13 protein-coding genes and 1 pseudogene are annotated in these 16,831 nt (G+C 68.9%); 8 read left to right on the top strand and 6 right to left on the bottom strand.

Annotated elements, in window-relative coordinates; genetic code table 11:
- Positions 1-401 precede the first annotated feature (401 nt).
- Together MLGJGCBP_RS07345 and MLGJGCBP_RS07340 are read left to right on the top strand one after the other, a co-directional pair.
- Positions 402-1,763 carry a T3SS (YopN, CesT) and YbjN peptide-binding chaperone 1 gene (locus MLGJGCBP_RS07345; protein WP_160094624.1) on the top strand — a complete coding sequence of 454 codons (1,362 nt, stop codon included), beginning with the start codon at positions 402-404 and terminating at the stop codon, positions 1,761-1,763.
- A 514-nt stretch (positions 1,764-2,277) separates the two neighbouring features.
- Positions 2,278-2,604 (top strand): hypothetical protein, encoded by a 327-nt coding sequence (locus MLGJGCBP_RS07340; protein WP_160094623.1) that lies wholly within the window; start codon positions 2,278-2,280, stop codon positions 2,602-2,604.
- 131 nt (positions 2,605-2,735) lie between these two features.
- On the opposite strand, the gene MLGJGCBP_RS07335 is transcribed toward MLGJGCBP_RS07340, so the two are convergent.
- From MLGJGCBP_RS07335 to MLGJGCBP_RS07325, 3 genes are all read right to left on the bottom strand, one after another.
- Entirely contained in the window at positions 2,736-3,857 is a 1,122-nt protein-coding gene (locus MLGJGCBP_RS07335) for a methyltransferase (RefSeq protein WP_160094622.1), read from the bottom strand.
- An 80-nt stretch (positions 3,858-3,937) separates the two neighbouring features.
- Positions 3,938-5,032: a Glu/Leu/Phe/Val dehydrogenase dimerization domain-containing protein gene (locus MLGJGCBP_RS07330; RefSeq protein ID WP_160094621.1), complete on the bottom strand. Its 1,095-nt coding sequence runs from the start codon at positions 5,030-5,032 to the stop codon at positions 3,938-3,940.
- 6 nt (positions 5,033-5,038) lie between these two features.
- Positions 5,039-8,551, bottom strand: a complete 3,513-nt coding sequence (locus MLGJGCBP_RS07325; RefSeq protein WP_160094620.1) for an indolepyruvate ferredoxin oxidoreductase family protein — start codon at positions 8,549-8,551, stop codon at positions 5,039-5,041.
- 137 nt (positions 8,552-8,688) lie between these two features.
- Between MLGJGCBP_RS07325 and MLGJGCBP_RS07320 the strand changes: the two genes are divergently transcribed.
- On the top strand, positions 8,689-9,201 hold the full coding sequence (locus MLGJGCBP_RS07320; protein ID WP_072945874.1) for an Lrp/AsnC family transcriptional regulator: 513 nt from the start codon (positions 8,689-8,691) through the stop codon (positions 9,199-9,201).
- A gap of 23 nt (positions 9,202-9,224) precedes the next feature.
- A complete protein-coding gene (locus tag MLGJGCBP_RS07315) occupies positions 9,225-9,686 on the top strand; it encodes a 6,7-dimethyl-8-ribityllumazine synthase (RefSeq protein WP_087557879.1) in 462 nt (153 codons plus the stop codon).
- A gap of 78 nt (positions 9,687-9,764) precedes the next feature.
- On the opposite strand, the gene MLGJGCBP_RS07310 is transcribed toward MLGJGCBP_RS07315, so the two are convergent.
- Positions 9,765-10,406 (bottom strand): restriction endonuclease, encoded by a 642-nt coding sequence (locus MLGJGCBP_RS07310; protein WP_160094619.1) that lies wholly within the window; start codon positions 10,404-10,406, stop codon positions 9,765-9,767.
- A gap of 190 nt (positions 10,407-10,596) precedes the next feature.
- On the opposite strand from MLGJGCBP_RS07310, the gene MLGJGCBP_RS07305 reads away from it, so the two are divergent.
- Entirely contained in the window at positions 10,597-11,652 is a 1,056-nt protein-coding gene (locus MLGJGCBP_RS07305) for a 2,3-butanediol dehydrogenase (RefSeq protein WP_160094618.1), read from the top strand.
- A gap of 3 nt (positions 11,653-11,655) precedes the next feature.
- Here the strand turns inward: MLGJGCBP_RS07305 and MLGJGCBP_RS07300 are convergent, their stop codons facing one another.
- Complete coding sequence (locus tag MLGJGCBP_RS07300; protein WP_160094617.1) at positions 11,656-13,167, bottom strand: PucR family transcriptional regulator; 1,512 nt, start codon at positions 13,165-13,167, stop codon at positions 11,656-11,658.
- Between the two features lie 120 nt (positions 13,168-13,287).
- On the opposite strand from MLGJGCBP_RS07300, the gene MLGJGCBP_RS07295 reads away from it, so the two are divergent.
- The 3 genes from MLGJGCBP_RS07295 to MLGJGCBP_RS50370 all read left to right on the top strand — a co-directional run bounded on the left by MLGJGCBP_RS07295 (position 13,288) and on the right by MLGJGCBP_RS50370 (position 15,416).
- On the top strand, positions 13,288-14,739 hold the full coding sequence (locus tag MLGJGCBP_RS07295) for a purine-cytosine permease family protein (protein ID WP_160094616.1): 1,452 nt from the start codon (positions 13,288-13,290) through the stop codon (positions 14,737-14,739).
- Positions 14,732-15,139 (top strand): YybH family protein, encoded by a 408-nt coding sequence (locus tag MLGJGCBP_RS07290; protein WP_160094615.1) that lies wholly within the window; start codon positions 14,732-14,734, stop codon positions 15,137-15,139. Before MLGJGCBP_RS07295 ends, MLGJGCBP_RS07290 begins: the two co-directional genes overlap by 8 nt.
- 124 nt (positions 15,140-15,263) lie before the next feature.
- Complete coding sequence (locus tag MLGJGCBP_RS50370) at positions 15,264-15,416, top strand: hypothetical protein (RefSeq protein ID WP_201452991.1); 153 nt, start codon at positions 15,264-15,266, stop codon at positions 15,414-15,416.
- A gap of 10 nt (positions 15,417-15,426) precedes the next feature.
- Here the strand turns inward: MLGJGCBP_RS50370 and MLGJGCBP_RS07285 are convergent.
- Positions 15,427-16,795 (bottom strand): annotated as a pseudogene (locus tag MLGJGCBP_RS07285) (bifunctional lysylphosphatidylglycerol flippase/synthetase MprF).
- Between the last annotated feature and the right edge of the window lie 36 nt (positions 16,796-16,831).

Raw genomic sequence — 16,831 nt, 5'->3', positions numbered from 1 at the left:
CGGCGGGCAGTTGGCCGCCCACCTCCCCCACCCCGACGGGGGCCGGGGGGGGGGGGTGGGGGCGGCCGGGGCTGCGGCGGGGCCCGGGGGGGGGGGGGCCGCGCGGACCCCCGCCCGGCCGGCGGGGGGTCGGGGCGTCGTCACCGTCGTCCGAGGCGCGCGGCACTCGCCGCGCCCCGCCGGCGGTCTGGCGTGGCGTGACATCGAGGGCGACGGCAGATATCTCGTGTGGGGCGACACCGCGGTGGCGGTGGAACCGGGCACGTCGTGGGACCTTCTCGACGCCGTCACCCGGCTGACCGGACGGATCGCGGCCGGTCATCCCGTCTGAGCCCCGCACCCCCTCCTGCGCTGCGGTGTCGGCGATCGCCGCTACCGTATACAGCGGAAGTAGGTGACTCGTGGCCGACCCGGACGGAGCAGACATGCAGGACTTCGATCTGGATTCGAGCGTGAACCGCGACTGGGCGGAGTTCCAGCGGCGCCTCGCGGACTATCTGGCGGCGATGCAGGACGAGGACCTTCTGGTGCTCGAATCGGGATTCGAGGAACTCGACGAATCCCAGGGGCTGATGCCGTGCATCCAGTTCGTCGTGTGGGACGGCGACACGGTGCGCTGCGAGGTGCCGTCGAACCACTACCTGCACCCCGACCGCGCGCTGACCGAGGCCGAGCAGACGTACCTCACCGAGCTGGGCTGGAACCGTCCGACCCGCGGCCCGGAAGACGAACCGGACGACGGCTCTCCCGCGTTCTACGTGGACAAGAAACTGTCGTGGTCGGATCAGCTGGCCGCGATGGCGGTGGCCGCGTTCCGCGACGTCTGGGGTATCACGCATCCCGCGTTCCTGAGTACCGAGACGTCGAGCACCGATCCCGAGGCGACGTTCGACCCGATTGCGGTGCGGCCGCCGCTGGTCGCGCAACTCGACCCCGCGGCCGCCGTGGTCCCACGGGACGTCGAGCACCTGCACGAGCTGATCACGCTCTCGCTGGTGCCGATGCTCGGGCTGCTGCCCGAACGCGACCCCGACGGCGACGTCCCGATCCGGATGGGCAACACCATCCTGTTCGTCGGGCCGCTCGCCGACACCGTCGACGTGCAACTGTTTGCACCGCTGGTGCACGACATCAGCGACCGCACCCGGGCGGCCGAGGTCACCGCCGACCTCAACCGCACCTGGTCGCGGATCAAGTTCGTGCTGGTCGACGACCGGTTGTCGGCGTTCCTGGAGGTGTCGGGCAACCCGTTCGTCCCCCAGCACCTCACGGACAGCTGCAAGTCGTTCGCCGATTTCCTGCGCACCGTCGACAGCGACTTCGCGGCGCGGTTCGGCGGCGAACTGTTCTTCAACCGGGACTCCGGACCCGACGAGGAAAACGAAACGGCGTCGGCACCCCACACCGAGAACGGGACGTCGACGACCGATCTGCCGAAGGAACTCCAGACGCTGTTCCATCTCGATCCCGGGTGCGGTGGCGACACCGACCCCGCCGTCGTCGCCGACGTGTGCGGTCACGACCGCGACCGGATCCTCGCCCTTCTCGACACCGGCACCGCGTGGCTGTCCCGGTTACGGGACACGGACGACGCGTCGGTGGAGCACTGGGAGCGCGTCGTCCGCACCCTGCGCAACGCCCTCCGGACCGTCGTACTGCCGCCGCCGGAGAACGCCCCCGACACCAAGCCGCGGCCCGAGCAGATGGGACTGTTCAACAACCCCGAGGAGCAGACGCTGTTCGACGATCCGTCGTCCCAGTAGCCGACCTTTCGACGATCGGTCCGGGTTTCCCGGGATGTGGCGTACTGTCGGCTCCATCGGAGCCGTCCAGGTTCCGCATTCAGGGATGGTCCATGGCTGACAAATCGCCCCGCAATTCCATGTCGAAGAAGTCCGGCAAGTCGCTGAAGGAGAAGCGCGCCGAGAAGAAGATGAAGTCGACCGGACAGAGCGACCCAGAAAAGCGCTGACGCCTGTGCGCCTTTCTGGTAGCGGCAGCAACCACAAAGGCGCACAAGGCCGTCAGGCCACGCCTCCGCGCTCCGCACCCGTGAGTGGTTGACTAGTCCAGGGAATCGTCGAGCGCGCACAAGCACCCCGACTCGGGCAGCTCGGTTTCGCGCTCGGCTGAGGCTCCTGAAGCGCGGTGGTGCCGCCACTTCGCAACAATCGCATCCGTAACCCACACAAATGCGCACAGGCGCACACTGAAAGCGTGCATACCGGTGGTCTGCCCACCACAGCCAGTGGTCGAGCAGACGCCGAAGGAGTCACGATGAATCTGAAAACGAGTGCGGCGCGTGCCCTGGTCGCCGGTGTGCTGGGTTTCACCACACTGGGACTCGGCGCCGGTCCGGCCAATGCTGATCCGTGGCCACCGCCGATACCCGGCATCTCGGTACCCGACTTGGGCCCACCGCCAGGACAACCGGCGAAGCAGCCATTCTTCCCACCGCCGGGACAGTTGGGCCAGCTACCGTTCTTCCCACCGCCGGGACAGTTGGGCCAGCTACCGTTCTTCCCACCGCCGGGACAGTTGGGCCAACTACCGTTCGTGCCGCCGCCCGGGCTCTGGGACAAGCCGTGGAAATGGGTTCGTTGACGAGCCACTTCGGGAACTGGACACATTAACCGGGGTCCGCTGTATCCGCAAGGCGCCCATCGTTGTTCTCAAATATGACGTCGGGGTCGATGGTCGGGCTGGGTTCGGCGAAGTGAGTCGCCATGTGCCCGTCAGTCCTGCGCGCCGAGCCGCCACAGCGACGTCACTTCCCGCTTGCGGGCGGCGTGCAACGCATCCGAGCGGTCGGCGACCTTGCCGTGCCGGGGCGCCACGTCCCGCCGTCCGAGGACGATGAGGCCGGCGTCGTCGATCAGGGTCAGCAATTCGTCGCGGGTCCGCAGTCCGAGGTGCTCGGCGATGTCGGACAGGATGAGCCAGCCCTCTCCCCCGGGTTCGAGGTGCTCGGCCAGGCCGGCGAGGAATCCGCGGAGCATCCGGCTGTCCGGGTCGTAGATCGCGTATTCGATGGGCGAGGTGGGCCGGGCCGGGATCCACGGCGGGTTGCACACGACCAGCGGCGCCCGGCCGTCGGGGAACAGGTCCGTTTCCACCACCTGCACCCGATCGGCGTAGCCGAGCCGGTCCAGATTCGCCCGCGCGCAGGCCAGCGCGTTCGCGTCGAGTTCGGTCGCGATCACCTTCTCGACGCCGCGGTGCGCGAGGACGGCCGCCAGCACACCGGTGCCGGTGCCGATGTCGAACGCTTTCGCGAGCGACGGGAGCGGGGTGTCGGCAACCAGGTCGACGTATTCGCCGCGAATCGGTGAGAACACGCCGTAGCCGGGATGGATGCGCGCGCCGAGGGCGGGGATCTCGACGCCCTTCTTCTGCCACTCGTGGGCGCCGATCGCGCCGAGCAGATCCCGCAGCGTGGTGACCGTCGGCTGGTCCGTCGGCCCGTACGCCGCGAGCACCGCCTGCCGCACGTCGGGGGCGCGGCGCAACGGAACGGTCTGGTCGGCGTCGAACGGCACCAGCAGCATCCCGAGGATGCCCGCCCGCCGCGACTGCGTCTGCCGGTGCAGATGAAACGCGGTGGCCGGGTCCGTGGACGTCTTGCGGGCCTTGCGGTCGGTGCGGGCGGCGACGGCCGTGCCGAGCTGGCGGGCGTTGTGGAAATCACCGCGCCACAGCAGCGCCGTCCCCTCGCACGCCAGTCGGTAGGCCTCGTCGGCGGTCATCGAGTCGTCGGCGACCCTGATCTTCTTCGGGGGCGCCGCCCCGCTGGTGGACCGCCACACCGCCGAATGCTCGGTGCCGTCCTCGGTCCAGCGGACGAACTCGGTTTCCATGAGGGAGAGCCTAGGCGCTTCGCGCCCGTGCGCCTTTCTGGTTGTGGGAGCAACCAAAAAGGCGCACGAGCGCGAAGCGCCTACTTCGCTGCCGCGATCCGGGCCTCGGCGACGGCGTCGGCTGCGGCGCCGGCGAGGATGCCGTCCCGCTTCGCGACGTCGAGGATCTGCACGACGGTGGCGAAGATCTTCTCGACCTGCGCGCGGACGTCGTCGGCGGACGTTCCGAGCCGCTCACCGGCGACCTGGATGAGCCCACCGCCGTTGGCGACGTAGTCGGGGACCCACGTGATGCCGCGGTCACCGAGGTCGTGCTCGACGATCGGGTGGGCGAGCTGGTTGTTCGCGGCCCCGCAGATCACCTGGGCGGTGATCGCGGCGACGGACTCGTCGGTGAGGGTGGCGCCCATCGCGCAGGGTGCGTAGACGTCGAGTTCCTGGTCGATGACGCTGGACGCGATCTTGACGTCGGGGAAGTCGGTGGCCACGCGGTCGAGTGCGGCGGCGTTGACGTCGGTGGCGACCACCGAGGCGCCGTCGGCGAGCAGCAGCTTGATCAGCTGGTAGCCGACCTTCCCGACGCCCTCGACCCCGACGACGCGGCCGGCGAGGCTCGCGGTGCCCCACTTCTCCTGGGCGCCGGCGCGCATGCCCTGGAACACGCCGAGGGCGGTCATCGGGGCGCTGTCGCCGGACCCGCCTGCGGCGGTGTTGCGTCCGACGACGTAGTCGGTGGCGCGGCCCATCACGTCGAGGTCGTCGGAGTTGGTGCCCACGTCACCGGCGGTGATGTACCGCCCGCCGAGCGTCTGCACGAAGCGGGCGTACGCCTCGAGCAGCGCCTCCGACTTGGCGGTGGCGGGGTCGCCGATGATGACGGCCTTGCCGCCACCGAGGTCGACTCCGGCGATCGCCGACTTGTAGGTCATCCCCCGCGACAGCCGCAGGACGTCCTTGAGCGCGGCGGCCTCGTCGGCGTAGGGGTAGAAGCGGGTGCCGCCGAGCGCCGGTCCGAGGGTGGTGTCGTGGATCGCGACGATCGCCTTGAGTCCGGTGGCGGGGTCCTGGAAGAACGTCACCTGCTCGTGCGCGGTGTCGGTGGGGAAATCGGTCCGTTCGAACACTCCGGCGTTCTGGAGCGGTGCGGTGGCGTGACGTTCCGCGGTGAGAGTCATGTCTTCTCAGGACCTTTCCGAAAGGGTGGCGATGGTGATGGTGGAGGTGTCGACGCCGAGTTCGGCGAGACGCTGGAGGTAGACGGTGACGTTGCGCAGCTTGACGTCCTCGTAGCCCCGGACGAGGTCGGGAGTCGCGGCGATCAGCGTGGCGGTGTCGTAGGTGTCGGCGGTGAGGTCGGCGATCAGGCCGGCGACGGTGGCTTCGTAGTGCGCGAGCAGTTGACGCTCGAGACGACGGACCTTGGCGTAGCCGAACGGGTCGAACGCGGTGCCGCGCAGGAACTTCGCCTTGGCGAGGGTCTTGAGCGCGACGTGCGAGCGGGGGCCGAATCCGATCTTGGTCTTGCGACCCATGGCCTTGAGGACCGGCGGGTGCAGCTTGTAGGTGAGCTTGCCCGCGCCGGGGACCTCGCCTGCGGCGGCGTCGAGGAACGCCTGGTCGGTGAGCATCCGGGCCACTTCGTACTCGTCCTTGTACGCGGTGAGCTTGTGCAGCCCGGCGGCGACGGCCTCGCTGAACTCGGTCCGGTCGCCCAGTGCGCGCTCGGCGTCCCACGCCTGCTGCACCAGGGCGATGTAGCGGGCGGCGACGCGGTCACCCTGGAAGGCGACGAGGTTCGCGGCCCGGCGTTCGGTGAGCTCGCGGGTCGCGCCGTCGAGGGTGGACCCGGCGAACAGGTGGGCCGGGACGACGGTGTCGCTGCGCTGCGGCACGGCGGCGGAACTGGTGGCGGCGAGGAACGCGGCCCGGTCGGCGACGGCGACGCGTCCCCAGTGGAATGCGGCCTTGTTGGACTCGACGGCGACACCGTTGATCTCGAGGGCTTCCTCGATGAACCGGGCGGGGACGGGCAGCCCGCCTGCCTGGTAGGCGGCGCCGACCAGCAGGAAGTTGGCGGCGGCGGTGCTGCCGAACAGTGCGGTGGCGGCGGCGAGCCCGTCGATCGCGGTGAGTTCGCGGGCCGAGACGTCGAGACGCTCGAGCAGCTTGTCCTCGTCGGGGTAGCGGACGGCGGGGTCGTAGACCATGTCGCCGGTCGGGGTCTGGCTCGTCGACGCGACGGTGATGGTGCGGTCGGAGCTGCCGAACCCGGCGTACTTGGCGTCGGCGGCGGTCAGCAGGTCGAACGCGAGGACGCAGTCGGCGGTGGCGGGGCTGATCCGGTTGGACGGTGCCGAGCTTCCCGACCGCGTCTTCTGGTCGCTGAGCCGCAGGTGCGACGTGACGGGTCCGGCCTTCTGGCTGAGGCCGGTCTGGTCGAGTCCCTCGACGTGCAGCCCGGCGCGCAGCGCGGCCATGCCCAGCACCTGGTTGACCGTGACGATGCCGGTACCACCGACGCCGGCCATGAACAGGTTGTGGGTTCCGGTCCACACGGCGGGATCGGGGTCGCCGACCTCCGGCGGAACCGGGATCTCGCGCAGCGTCTTCGGCGCGCCTTCCTCGGGCAGTTCGACCGTCACGAACGACGGGCAGTCGCCCTCGAGGCAGGAGTAGTCGGTGTTGCAGCTGGTCTGGTCGATCTTGGTCTTGCGGCCGAACTCGGTGTCGACGGGCTGCACGGACAGGCAGTTCGACTTGACGCCGCAGTCGCCGCAGCCCTCGCAGACGGCCTCGTTGATGACGACGCGGGTGCGGCGGGCGGGCAGCTTGCCGCGCTTGCGCTTGCGGCGGGCCTCGGCGGCGCACTGCTGGTCGAAGATGAGGACGGTGACGCCTTCGATGTCGCGCAGGACGCGCTGGGCCTCGTCGAGCCGGGTGCGGTCCCACAGCAGCGTGTTGGCGGCGAAGTGGGCGCCCTTGTGCCGCTTGGGGTCCTCGGCGCAGACGATGATCTGCTTGACGCCCTCGGACGCCAGCTTGTGGGTCAGCTGCGGCACGGTCAGCCCGGCCTCGGCGTCCTGGGCGCCGGTCATCGCGACCGCGGAGTTGTACAGCACCTTGTACGTGATGTTGACGCCGGCCGCGACGCACGCCTGCACGGCGAGCTGGCCGGAGTGGAAGTAGGTGCCGTCGCCGACGTTCTGGAACATGTGCTTGACGTCGCTGAACGGGGCCTGCCCGATCCACTGCGCGCCCTCGCCGCCCATCTGGGTGAGCATCGTGACGGCGCTGTCGGTGCGGCCGGACATCGTGACGAGGGTGTGGCAGCCGATGCCGCCGCCCGCGATCGATCCCTCGGGCACCGCGGTGGAGCGGTTGTGCGGGCAACCGGAGCAGAAGTACGGGGTGCGCGACGTCGGGAGGACGGTCAGTTCGAGGCGCGGCGGCGGGGCCGGGGTCAGCGCGACCCGGTCCTTCAGGACGCGTCGCAGCGGTCCGGTGAGCCGGGCGGCGGTCAGTTCACCGTCGACGGGGATCAGGTTCTTGCCCGGCGTGTTCTTCTTGCCCAGCACGGCGGGTGCGCTGGCGCCGCCGTAGAGGATGTCCTTGAGCTGGGACTCGACGAACGGCATCTTCTCCTCGACGACGAGGACCTGCTCGACGCCGTCGGCGAGTTCGCGAACCTTGTCGGCGCCCAGCGGGTAGGGCATGCCGACCCGGAGGATGCGGATGCCGGCGTCCTCGAGCTGGGAGTCGCCGAGTCCGAGGTCGAGCAGGGCCTGGCGCAGCGAGTCGTACGCGGTGCCGACGGCGGCGATGCCCAGCCACGCGGTGCGCGGGTTGACCTCGATCGCGTCGATGTCGTTGGCGGCGTTGAACGCCTCGACCATCGCCCAGCGCGGTCCGTAGAGGTCGGCCTCGGCGTAGACGCTGTCGGGCGGGGACGCGAGCACGCGCTGCCGGTACGACCACGGCTTGCCGTTCCACTCGATCTCGGGGAGCACGATGTCGAGGCCGGCGAAGTCGCGGTCGAGGGTCCACAGGCCGTCGGCGACGTCGGCGACGATCTTCATGCCCGACCAGCAGCCGGAGATCCGCGACAGCGCCACCCCGTAGAGGCCGAACGTGATGACCTCTTCGGCGTTGCGCGGGAAGAACACGGGCATGCCCATCGCGGCCATGGACCGTTCGCTGGCGCAGGGGATGGTGGAGGACTTGGCGTTGGGGTCGTCGCCCACGAGGACGAGGACGCCGCCGCGGGCGTTGGCGCCGTACATCGCGGCGTGCCGGATGGAGTCGCTGGCGCGGTCGAGGCCGGGACCCTTGCCGTACCAGACGCCGACGACGCCGTCGTGGGTGCGCTCGCCCTGCGGGAGGTCCACCTGGCTGCCCCAGACGGACGTCGCGGCGAGTTCCTCGTTCATGCCGGGCACGAACTTCACGTCGTGGTCGGTGCTCAGCGTGGGGATGGCGGCGATGGTGCGGTCGAGGCCGGCGAGGGGGCTGCCCTGGTAGCCGGAGACGAACGTTGCGACGTTCAGGCCCGCGCGGCGGTCGCGTTCGTGCTGCTCCACCAGCTGGCGGGCAATGGCCTGGACACCGGTCATCAACACCGGACCGGAGTCGGCCCGGTATCGGTCGGCGAGATCAAAGGATGCTGCACTGGTGCGAGCGTCGTCTAGCTGAGTCATTGCGATTCCCGATCCGTCGCGTTGAGCATTTCGTGAGCTTGATCCTGTATCTGCTCTATGATTTGGTCAACGCAAATCGGATCAACTGATCACTTCACACAACAGGTGACGGTGGTCACTTCCCGGAGGTACCCAAAGTGCTCAGCATCGACAAGCTCGACGTGCAGTTGCTCGGACTGCTCGGCCAGGACTCACGCATGAGCGTGGCCGAACTCGCCAACTCGCTGGGCGTCGCCCGCAACACCGTCCAGTCCCGGATGAAGCGCATGGAGACCAGCGGCCTGCTCACCGGCTTCCGCCCCAACCTCGACCTCGCCGAGGTCGGCATTCCCATCCAGGCGTTCGTCGGGCTGGAACTCGAACAGGGCAAGCTGACCGCCGTCGGCAACCGGCTCGTCGACCTGCCGGAGGTCATCGAGATCCACGCGACCACGGGCCGGGAGGACCTGCTGGTGCGGGTGGCCACGTCCACGCACGCGGAGCTGCAGAAGTTGCTGGAGAAGATCGCGAACCTGCCCGGCATCACGCATTCGACGACGACCATCGCGCTGACGAGTCCGCTGCCGTACCGGATTCAGCCGCTGCTCGAGCACCTCACCGACGACTCCGGGTGGGGCCGGTCGACGGCACTGCCCCGTTCACACCGCTAGGACCGGTGCAGTAGTTTCAGACCATGAGTGAGAGTCAGGGACGAATCGCGTTCATCCAGGCCACGTGGCACCGCAACATCGTCGACCGCGCACGCGACGGCTTCACCGACGAGGTGACCACGCTGGGCTATTCGAAGGACGACCTGGACTTCTTCGAGGTGCCGGGCGCGTTCGAGATCCCGCTGCACGCACGCCGCCTCGCCCTCACGGGGCGTTACGACGCCGTCGTCGCGGCCGCGCTCGTCGTGGACGGCGGCATCTACCGGCACGAGTTCGTCGCGACCGCGGTGATCGACGGCCTCATGCGGGTGCAACTCGACACCGATGTGCCGGTGTTCTCGGTTGTGCTTACCCCGCACCACTTCCACGAGCACGACGAGCACCTCACCTACTTCGGCGAGCACTTCGTCAAGAAGGGCGCCGAGGCCGCACGGGCCTGCGTCGCCACCGTCACATCGCTGAAGTCGCTGCCGACCGCGAACTGACCCGCCTCCCGAATCCACAACGAAAACACCACCGCCGGTATTTACCGACGGTGGTGTTCTCGCATTTGCGGAGTCGAACTATCTGCGCGACGCGCCCCGGCGCTGGACGAAGAGGAGCCAGAACACCGGTGCGCCGACGACGGCGAGGATGGTCGCGAAGACCCGGAGCCCGACGTTCCCTTCGCCGAAGGGGGCGATCATGAGGACGATCGTGCAGAGGACGGCGCCGAGGAGTTGCCAGTGCGCGCCGAAGAAGCCCGCGACCATCGCCCATGCGTTGCGGGCGACGATGCGCGCCGGCGACTCGGGCTCGGGTGGGGGCGGCGGGGACGGGGCCACCGCAACCGTCGAGTTACGCGCGGCGGTCACCAGTTTCGGGGCGTGGGCACCGAGCGGCGGGGTTTCACCGTCGGGTTCGCACCGGAACAGGGCGATGCCCACGGCGTCCGCGTAGTCGACGGCCTCGTCCGTGTATCCGGGGCCGGAGAAGTACAGGAGTTTCCGGGCGTGGCTGGTTCCGCGGGTGCCGTAGAGGTTCTCGAGATCCGATTTGCCTGCGCTGCCGCCGCGCCACTTCACCTGCGCGTACGCGCGCGACGAGTAGACGTCGATGCCGCCGTCCGTGCCGCCGAGTAGCGCTGTCGCGTCGCCGTAACCGAGCTTCTGCATCTGCTCGGCGGCATTGATTTCAGCTTCAGCCGCCGTGCGTATGCGTGCCATGCCTCACTCCCCCAGATCGAACCAGTCTTTCCTCTCGAAGGTACCCGCAGATCCGGCCAAACCAGCTATCCGCCGGTGAACGTCACACAGTCGTCGTCGGATTGCAACGCACTGCAACCCTTCCCGGCCGCGTGGCGGCGTCGTACCGTTCGGCCCATCAGCACGTTCACAACGAGGTGAGGGCGGATCCATGAGAGCAGCACGGTTCCACGGACGACGCGACATCCGGATCGACGACATCCCCGAACCGGAATTGCGGCCCGGCGCCGTGAAACTCCGGGTCGGGTGGTGCGGCATCTGCGGCACCGACCTGCACGAGTACCTGGAGGGCCCGATCTTCATCTCCCCGCCGGGGCATCCGCATCCGCTGTCGCACGAGAACGCGCCGGTGACGATGGGCCACGAGTTCTCCGGGACGGTGGAGGAGGTCGGTGAGGGCGTCACCGATATCGCGGTGGGCGACAACGTGGTGGTTGAGCCGTACTTCGTGTGCAACGAGTGCGCGTCCTGCAAAGCGGGCAACTATCACCTGTGCACGAAGATGGGGTTCATCGGATTGGCCGGTGGCGGAGGCGGACTCAGCGAGAAGGTGGTGGTCGACCGCCGGTGGGTGCACAAGATCGGCGACATCCCGCTCGACGAGGCGGCCCTCATCGAACCGCTCAGCGTCGCGCATCATGCGGTCGTCCGCAGCGGGGCCGAGGCCGGCGACGTCGCACTGGTCGGCGGTGCCGGGCCGATCGGACTCCTGGTCGCCGCGGTCCTGAAGGGTCTGGGTGTCACCACGATCGTCACCGAACTCAGCGACGCCCGGAAGCAGAAGGCGCTGTCCAGCGGGGTCGCCGATCACGTCGTCGACCCGTCGTCGGAGGACGTGAAGGCCCGGGTGCTCGAGTTGACCGGCGGCGTCGGCGCCGATCTCGGGTTCGAGTGCGCGGGGGTGAACGCCGTCCTCGACACCATCCTCGACGCCGTCCGCCCCGCGGCCGTGGTGGTGAACGTGTCGATCTGGGGCAAGCCCGCGACGGTCGACATGCAGAAACTCGTCCTCAAGGAGATCGACCTGCGCGGCACCATCGCCTACGTCCGCGACCACGAGGCGGTGATCGAGATGGTCCGCAGCGGGGTGATCGACCTGGCCCCGTTCATCACGGGCCGGATCGAACTCGACAACCTGGTCTCCGAGGGGCTGACCACGTTGATCGAGCACAACGACACGGCGGTGAAGATCCTGGTCCGGGCGTGACCGTCAGTCGGGTTCGTCGGTCGACGGGGTCACCGCCCTGGCCTTGAGCGCCAGCCACAGTTCCATGCGGTCGTCGGCCTGGTCGAGGTTCCGCCCGGTCAGCGCCGCGATCTTGTCGATCCGGTTCCGGACGGTGTTGCGGTGCACGGAGAGGGCGGCCGCCGCGGGGTCCCATGCCCCGTTGGCGCGCAGCCATTCCTCGAGGGTTCTCTGGAGTTCGACGCGTTCGCGCGGCTCGAGCTGATCGAGGGGTGCTAGGACGGCGGTGGAGAAGCCGCTGAGCACGTCGGCCGAGCCGAGGCGCAGCAGCAACTGGACAGTCTCCCCTTCCTTGGCGTCGACGGCCCGGCCGAGTCGCGCACTGACGGCGACGAGCGATCGCGCCTGCATGGCCGACACCGCCAGCGCGTCGACGGGAACCAGTGCGCCGATCCCGATCGCGCATCCCTCGGCGACGCCGGACAGTCGTTCCGCGAGCCCGGCGGACTCGGGATGCGCGATCTCGATGTCCGAATTGCGCTGCCTCAGGACGGAATCCGGAAGGGCAGAACCGATCCGGGCGGTCAGGTCGGCCACCGCCTCGGGAGTGGAGCGCACCACGGCGATCTGCAGCGGGTCCCGCGACAGCCCGATGCCGGCAGCGATCTGATGTGCGCGCTCCCGCCGGAGGCCGGGCCGGAGCAGTTGCGCCAGCGCCGCCGCCCGCCGCTGGCGCTCCGGTTCGCCCGCCACGTGCCGGCGTTCGAGTTCGAGCGACAGCAGCGAGACGAGAACATTCGACGCGTGACGTAGCGCGCTGTCGGCCGACCGTTCGAGCACCACGAAGGCGAGCGGGTTCTCGATGCGCACGGGGTGCAGTTCGAGTTCCCCCCTGCCGGCGCCGCCGAACGCGGTCCAGCCCTTCGCGCGGGTGGTGTAGCGACCGACCTGATACCGGGCGTCCTCCAGGAACGCCGCATCGACGCCGTCGGAGAGCTGGACGACCCCGCCGGACGCGTCGAGCACCGCGCAGAGTGAGCCGCTGACGGAACGCCACGTGCCGAGCAGTCCGCTCAGCGGCGACGGTCCGGCCGCGACCGCGGTGAGCTGATAGCTGAGTTCGATGGCGTCCTCGAGCGCGCGCTTCTCCTCCTCGGCGATCCGGGAGAAGATCCACTTGGTGATGGCGATGAACGGCACCGAGTCGGGGGCGATGAGCAGCGGGACGCCGAATTTCCGCGCCGCCGCGACGAGCGGCGCCGGTGGCGCCTGATAGGGCAGCCCGTGGCCCAGGCCGAGACACAGTGCGGCGACCCCACCCGCGACGCAGTCCCGCACGTAGTCCCGGCACCCGGACTCGGTGGTCGGGAGCATGAGGCCGACGGTCATCAGCAACTCGCCGCCCTGCAGCCAGTCCCGCGGCCGCGTCAACTCGGAGACGTGGGCCGCGGTGATGGGGTTGTTCACCCCCGCCGTCCCGCTCATCGACGTGAGCCGCAAAGTGGGGGCGGACAGGACGTCCTGGACGGTGATCACCGGCAACCCCTTGTGCGTATTGCCCAACCGTAATAGACGAACTGTACATCTCGCCTCTGGTGCGGGCGGGGTGCAGTGCGCAGAGTAGTGATCAGAGCCACGCACCTTCTAGGAGTTTCAGTGACAGATCACTCCGGCGACACCGCCGCGACCCTCGGTGGCACCATCGAGACCCGCTCGATCGACTATGTCCCCGAGGACGAACGCCACGGAAAGGTCCGCGACCAGGGCCCCTTCTGGTTCGTCGGAAACTTCCAGCCCTTCACGGTGGCCATCGGCTTCGTCGGCCCGGCCCTCGGCCTGTCGCTGGGCTGGACGGTCGTCGCGGGCATTCTCGGCATCTTCTTCGGCACGTTGTTCATGGCGTTCCACGCGTCACAGGGGCCGGTCCTCGGACTCCCCCAGATGGTGCAGTCGCGCGCGCAGTTCGGGTATCGCGGTGTGGTCCTCGCCCTGATCGGGACGTTGTTCACGTACGTCGGCTTCAACGTCGTCGACGTCGTCATCATCAAGACCGGACTGCACAGCATCTTCGGGTGGAACGCGGCCGTCGTCGCCGTCGTCATCACCGCGGTCGCGACCCTGCTCGCGATCTTCGGCCACGATCTGCTGCACCTGTCGTTCCGTGTGCTGTTCTGGCTGTCGTTGCCGCTGTGGGCCGTACTCACATGGGGCGTCGTGTTCGGGCACGCCGGCGGCGACGCGGGCGCCGCGACGGGCGGGTTCACTCTGCTGGCGTTCATCGCGCAGTTCAGCGTCGCGGCCTCGTACAACATCACCTACGCGCCGTACGTGTCGGACTACTCGCGGTACCCGCCGCGCAACACCCGGACGTCGGCGATCGTGTCGGCGGTGTTCCTCGGCGCGTCCGCGTCGCCGGTCTGGTTGATCCCGGTGGGCGCGTGGATGGCCACCCGACTGGGAGCCACGGATGCACTTGCCGGGATCCACGACGCGGGCAACTCGGTGGTCCCGTTCCTCGGCAGTGTGCTCGCACTCGTCGCGACGCTCGTGCTGGTGGCCACCATGGGCCTGAACGCGTACAGCGGCATGCTGACCGTGATCACCGGCATCGACTCCTTCCGGAAGGTCACCCCCTCCCGCCGGATCCGGGTGGTGACCGTGCTCGCGCTGGCGGCGATCTGGCTGGTACTGAGCCTGCTGTTCACCGATTCGACGACCGTCCTGAACACGACGCTGCTCATCATGCTGTATCTCCTCGTGCCCTGGACCGCCGTCAATCTGACCGACTTCTTCTTCGTGCGCCGCGGGCACTACGCCATCACCGACCTGTTCACGCCCGACGGGTTGTACGGCATGTGGTCGTGGCGGGGTATGACCGCCTTCTTCGCCGGCATCGTCGCGTCCGTTCCGTTCATGGTGCTGCCGTTCTACGTCGGGCCGATCGCCGCGGCCCTCGGTGACGTCGACGTCGCGTTCACGGTCGGACTCGCGGTGTCCGGGATCGCGTACTGGGCCCTGTCCCGCTCGCTCGACCTCGGCACCGAGGAACGGTTCATCGAAGACAGCGAAGCCGCACTGGCGCTCGAGGAGACCCACGCTCATGGCTGACACGAACACCGCCGACCTCCAGCACACGATCGACGCACTGATCCGGGCGTTCGGCGAACACGACACGACCGCCTACTTCTCGTCGTTCAGCCCGGACGCGACGTTCGTCTTCTACACGCACCCGGTGCCGCTACCGAGTCGCGATGCCTACCGCGACCTGTGGACCGAATGGGAGTCGGACGGGTTCCGCGTCCTGGCGTGCCGTTCCAGCGAGCAGAACGTCACCTTCCCGGCCCCGGAGGTCGCGGTGCTGACGCACCGGGTGGGCACCACCGTGCGGGACTCGTCCGGGACGGTCGAACTCGACGAACGCGAGACGATCATGTTCCGGCACCGCGAAGGCTCGGGGTGGATCGCCGTCCACGAGCACCTGTCGCCGCAATCCCACCCGGCTGAATAGCCAGTCGATAGCTGGCTCTGCGTGGACCGCGTCACATCAGGACCCCGCCGGGTTGCGGAGACGCGCGCCTGACGGTGTACTCGTGGGTAACCTGCCCGGCTCTGCCTATCGCGAAGGTGCACAGATGACGGACGAACGGCCCGGCAAGAGCCAGACCCGACCGGACAAGGCGACACGATCGACGCCGAAGGAAGACACCACGGACGTCTCCAAGACCGATCTCGCGGCCGTCGTCGACGCGCTCACGGCGACGAACGAGAAGAACTTCGACTTCTAGAACCCGCGCGTCAGTCCCGTTCCCGGTGCGGCACGAACTCGAACGTCAGGCACGCGAACGCCACGGGCAGCAGGTAGCGGAAGCGCAGGAGCACGTAGCGCCGGTTCCCCGTCGCATGGAACTTGCCGAGGTAGCGGTACAGCGACTCGAGCGCGATCAACGCGTCGCCGAGGTGCAGGAGTCGGCGGAAGAGTCGGGCACCCGCACCGGGTGCGTGGGGGTCGAGGAGTTCGGGGAACGCGGCGAACGACAGCGAGACGGAGCGTGCGCCCGGTCCGCTCGGCGTACCGGATGACGTCGACGGTCATGCGTTCGTCGGTGCCGTTCGGTGCGCCGTCACCGCGCCACGGCACGTCGAGGCTCAGTTCGCGGGCGGAATCGGCGGTGCCGTATCGCTGGAATGCGACGGCGCGACCGCTCGAATCGCGGGCGACCACGAGAAGAACACCGGGGAGTGTGCCGTCCAGCAGGTGGTCGAGGATCATCGAGAATCCGCGGCGCTGATGTCCGGCGCGGGCGTCGTCGACGATGTCGGTGAGTTCCCGGCGCGTCGGTTCGTCGAGCGCGGCTTCGGGGACGATCTCGGTGGTGAGCCCGGCGTTCCGGGTGCGCTGCACCGCCTGCCGGAGGTTGCGGAACTTCCTGCCGTGCAGGGTGAAGGATCCGACGTCGATCACCACGTCGCGGCCGATCGGGACCGCCGTCAACGGCTTTCGGGTGTCGCCGCCGATCTCCCACAGCCGCGTGACCCGCTCCCCCGCACCGAGCACCGCGACGCGCCAACCCCGTTCGGCCGCGAACTCGTCGAACTCGTCGAGGAGCGCGCCGAATTCCAGCGGGTTGCCGATGGGATCACCGGAAACGACGGCGATCCCGGACCGGGCCCGGTAGGCGATCGCCGCGGTGCCGGACGCGTTGAAGTAGTACGACTTCGCCGAATTGAGGGCGAACGGCGACAACGGGTCGTTCGTGGTCTGCTGGATCAGTGCGAAGACTCGGGCCCGGTCCTCGGGCTGCGGCACACTTCGCACCGGCAGCATCAGGACGGGCCCGGTGGCCACGAGGAGCAGGAACCCCGGAGTCGAATGTGCGCTCGAATACGCCGCATCCGAGGCCGCCACGATCAGCACCGCCGCGGCCGCATGCGTCAGGGTGACGGGCCGTCGCAGGTGCAATCCCCGGGCGACGAGCAGGACGGCGATCCCGGCCGCCACCATCGACGTGCGGACGGGACCCGACCGTCCGGCCATCCACATGAGCACGAGCCCGACCACGACGGTGGCGCCGACGAGCGCCATCCGCGCCGCGGGCGATTCGGGCCGGTAGACCCGTAGCCCGGGCACGGTCGTCGGTGTCGATTTCGAATTCTGCACGCGCACCCCTGCACCCGGAAACGACTGTTCCGTACCTCCAAT

It is taken from the genome of Rhodococcus sp. T7 (assembly GCF_009872365.1).
Taxonomy (GTDB): Bacteria; Actinomycetota; Actinomycetes; order Mycobacteriales; family Mycobacteriaceae; genus Rhodococcus_F.
This window is presented reverse-complemented; position numbering and strand designations above follow the sequence as displayed.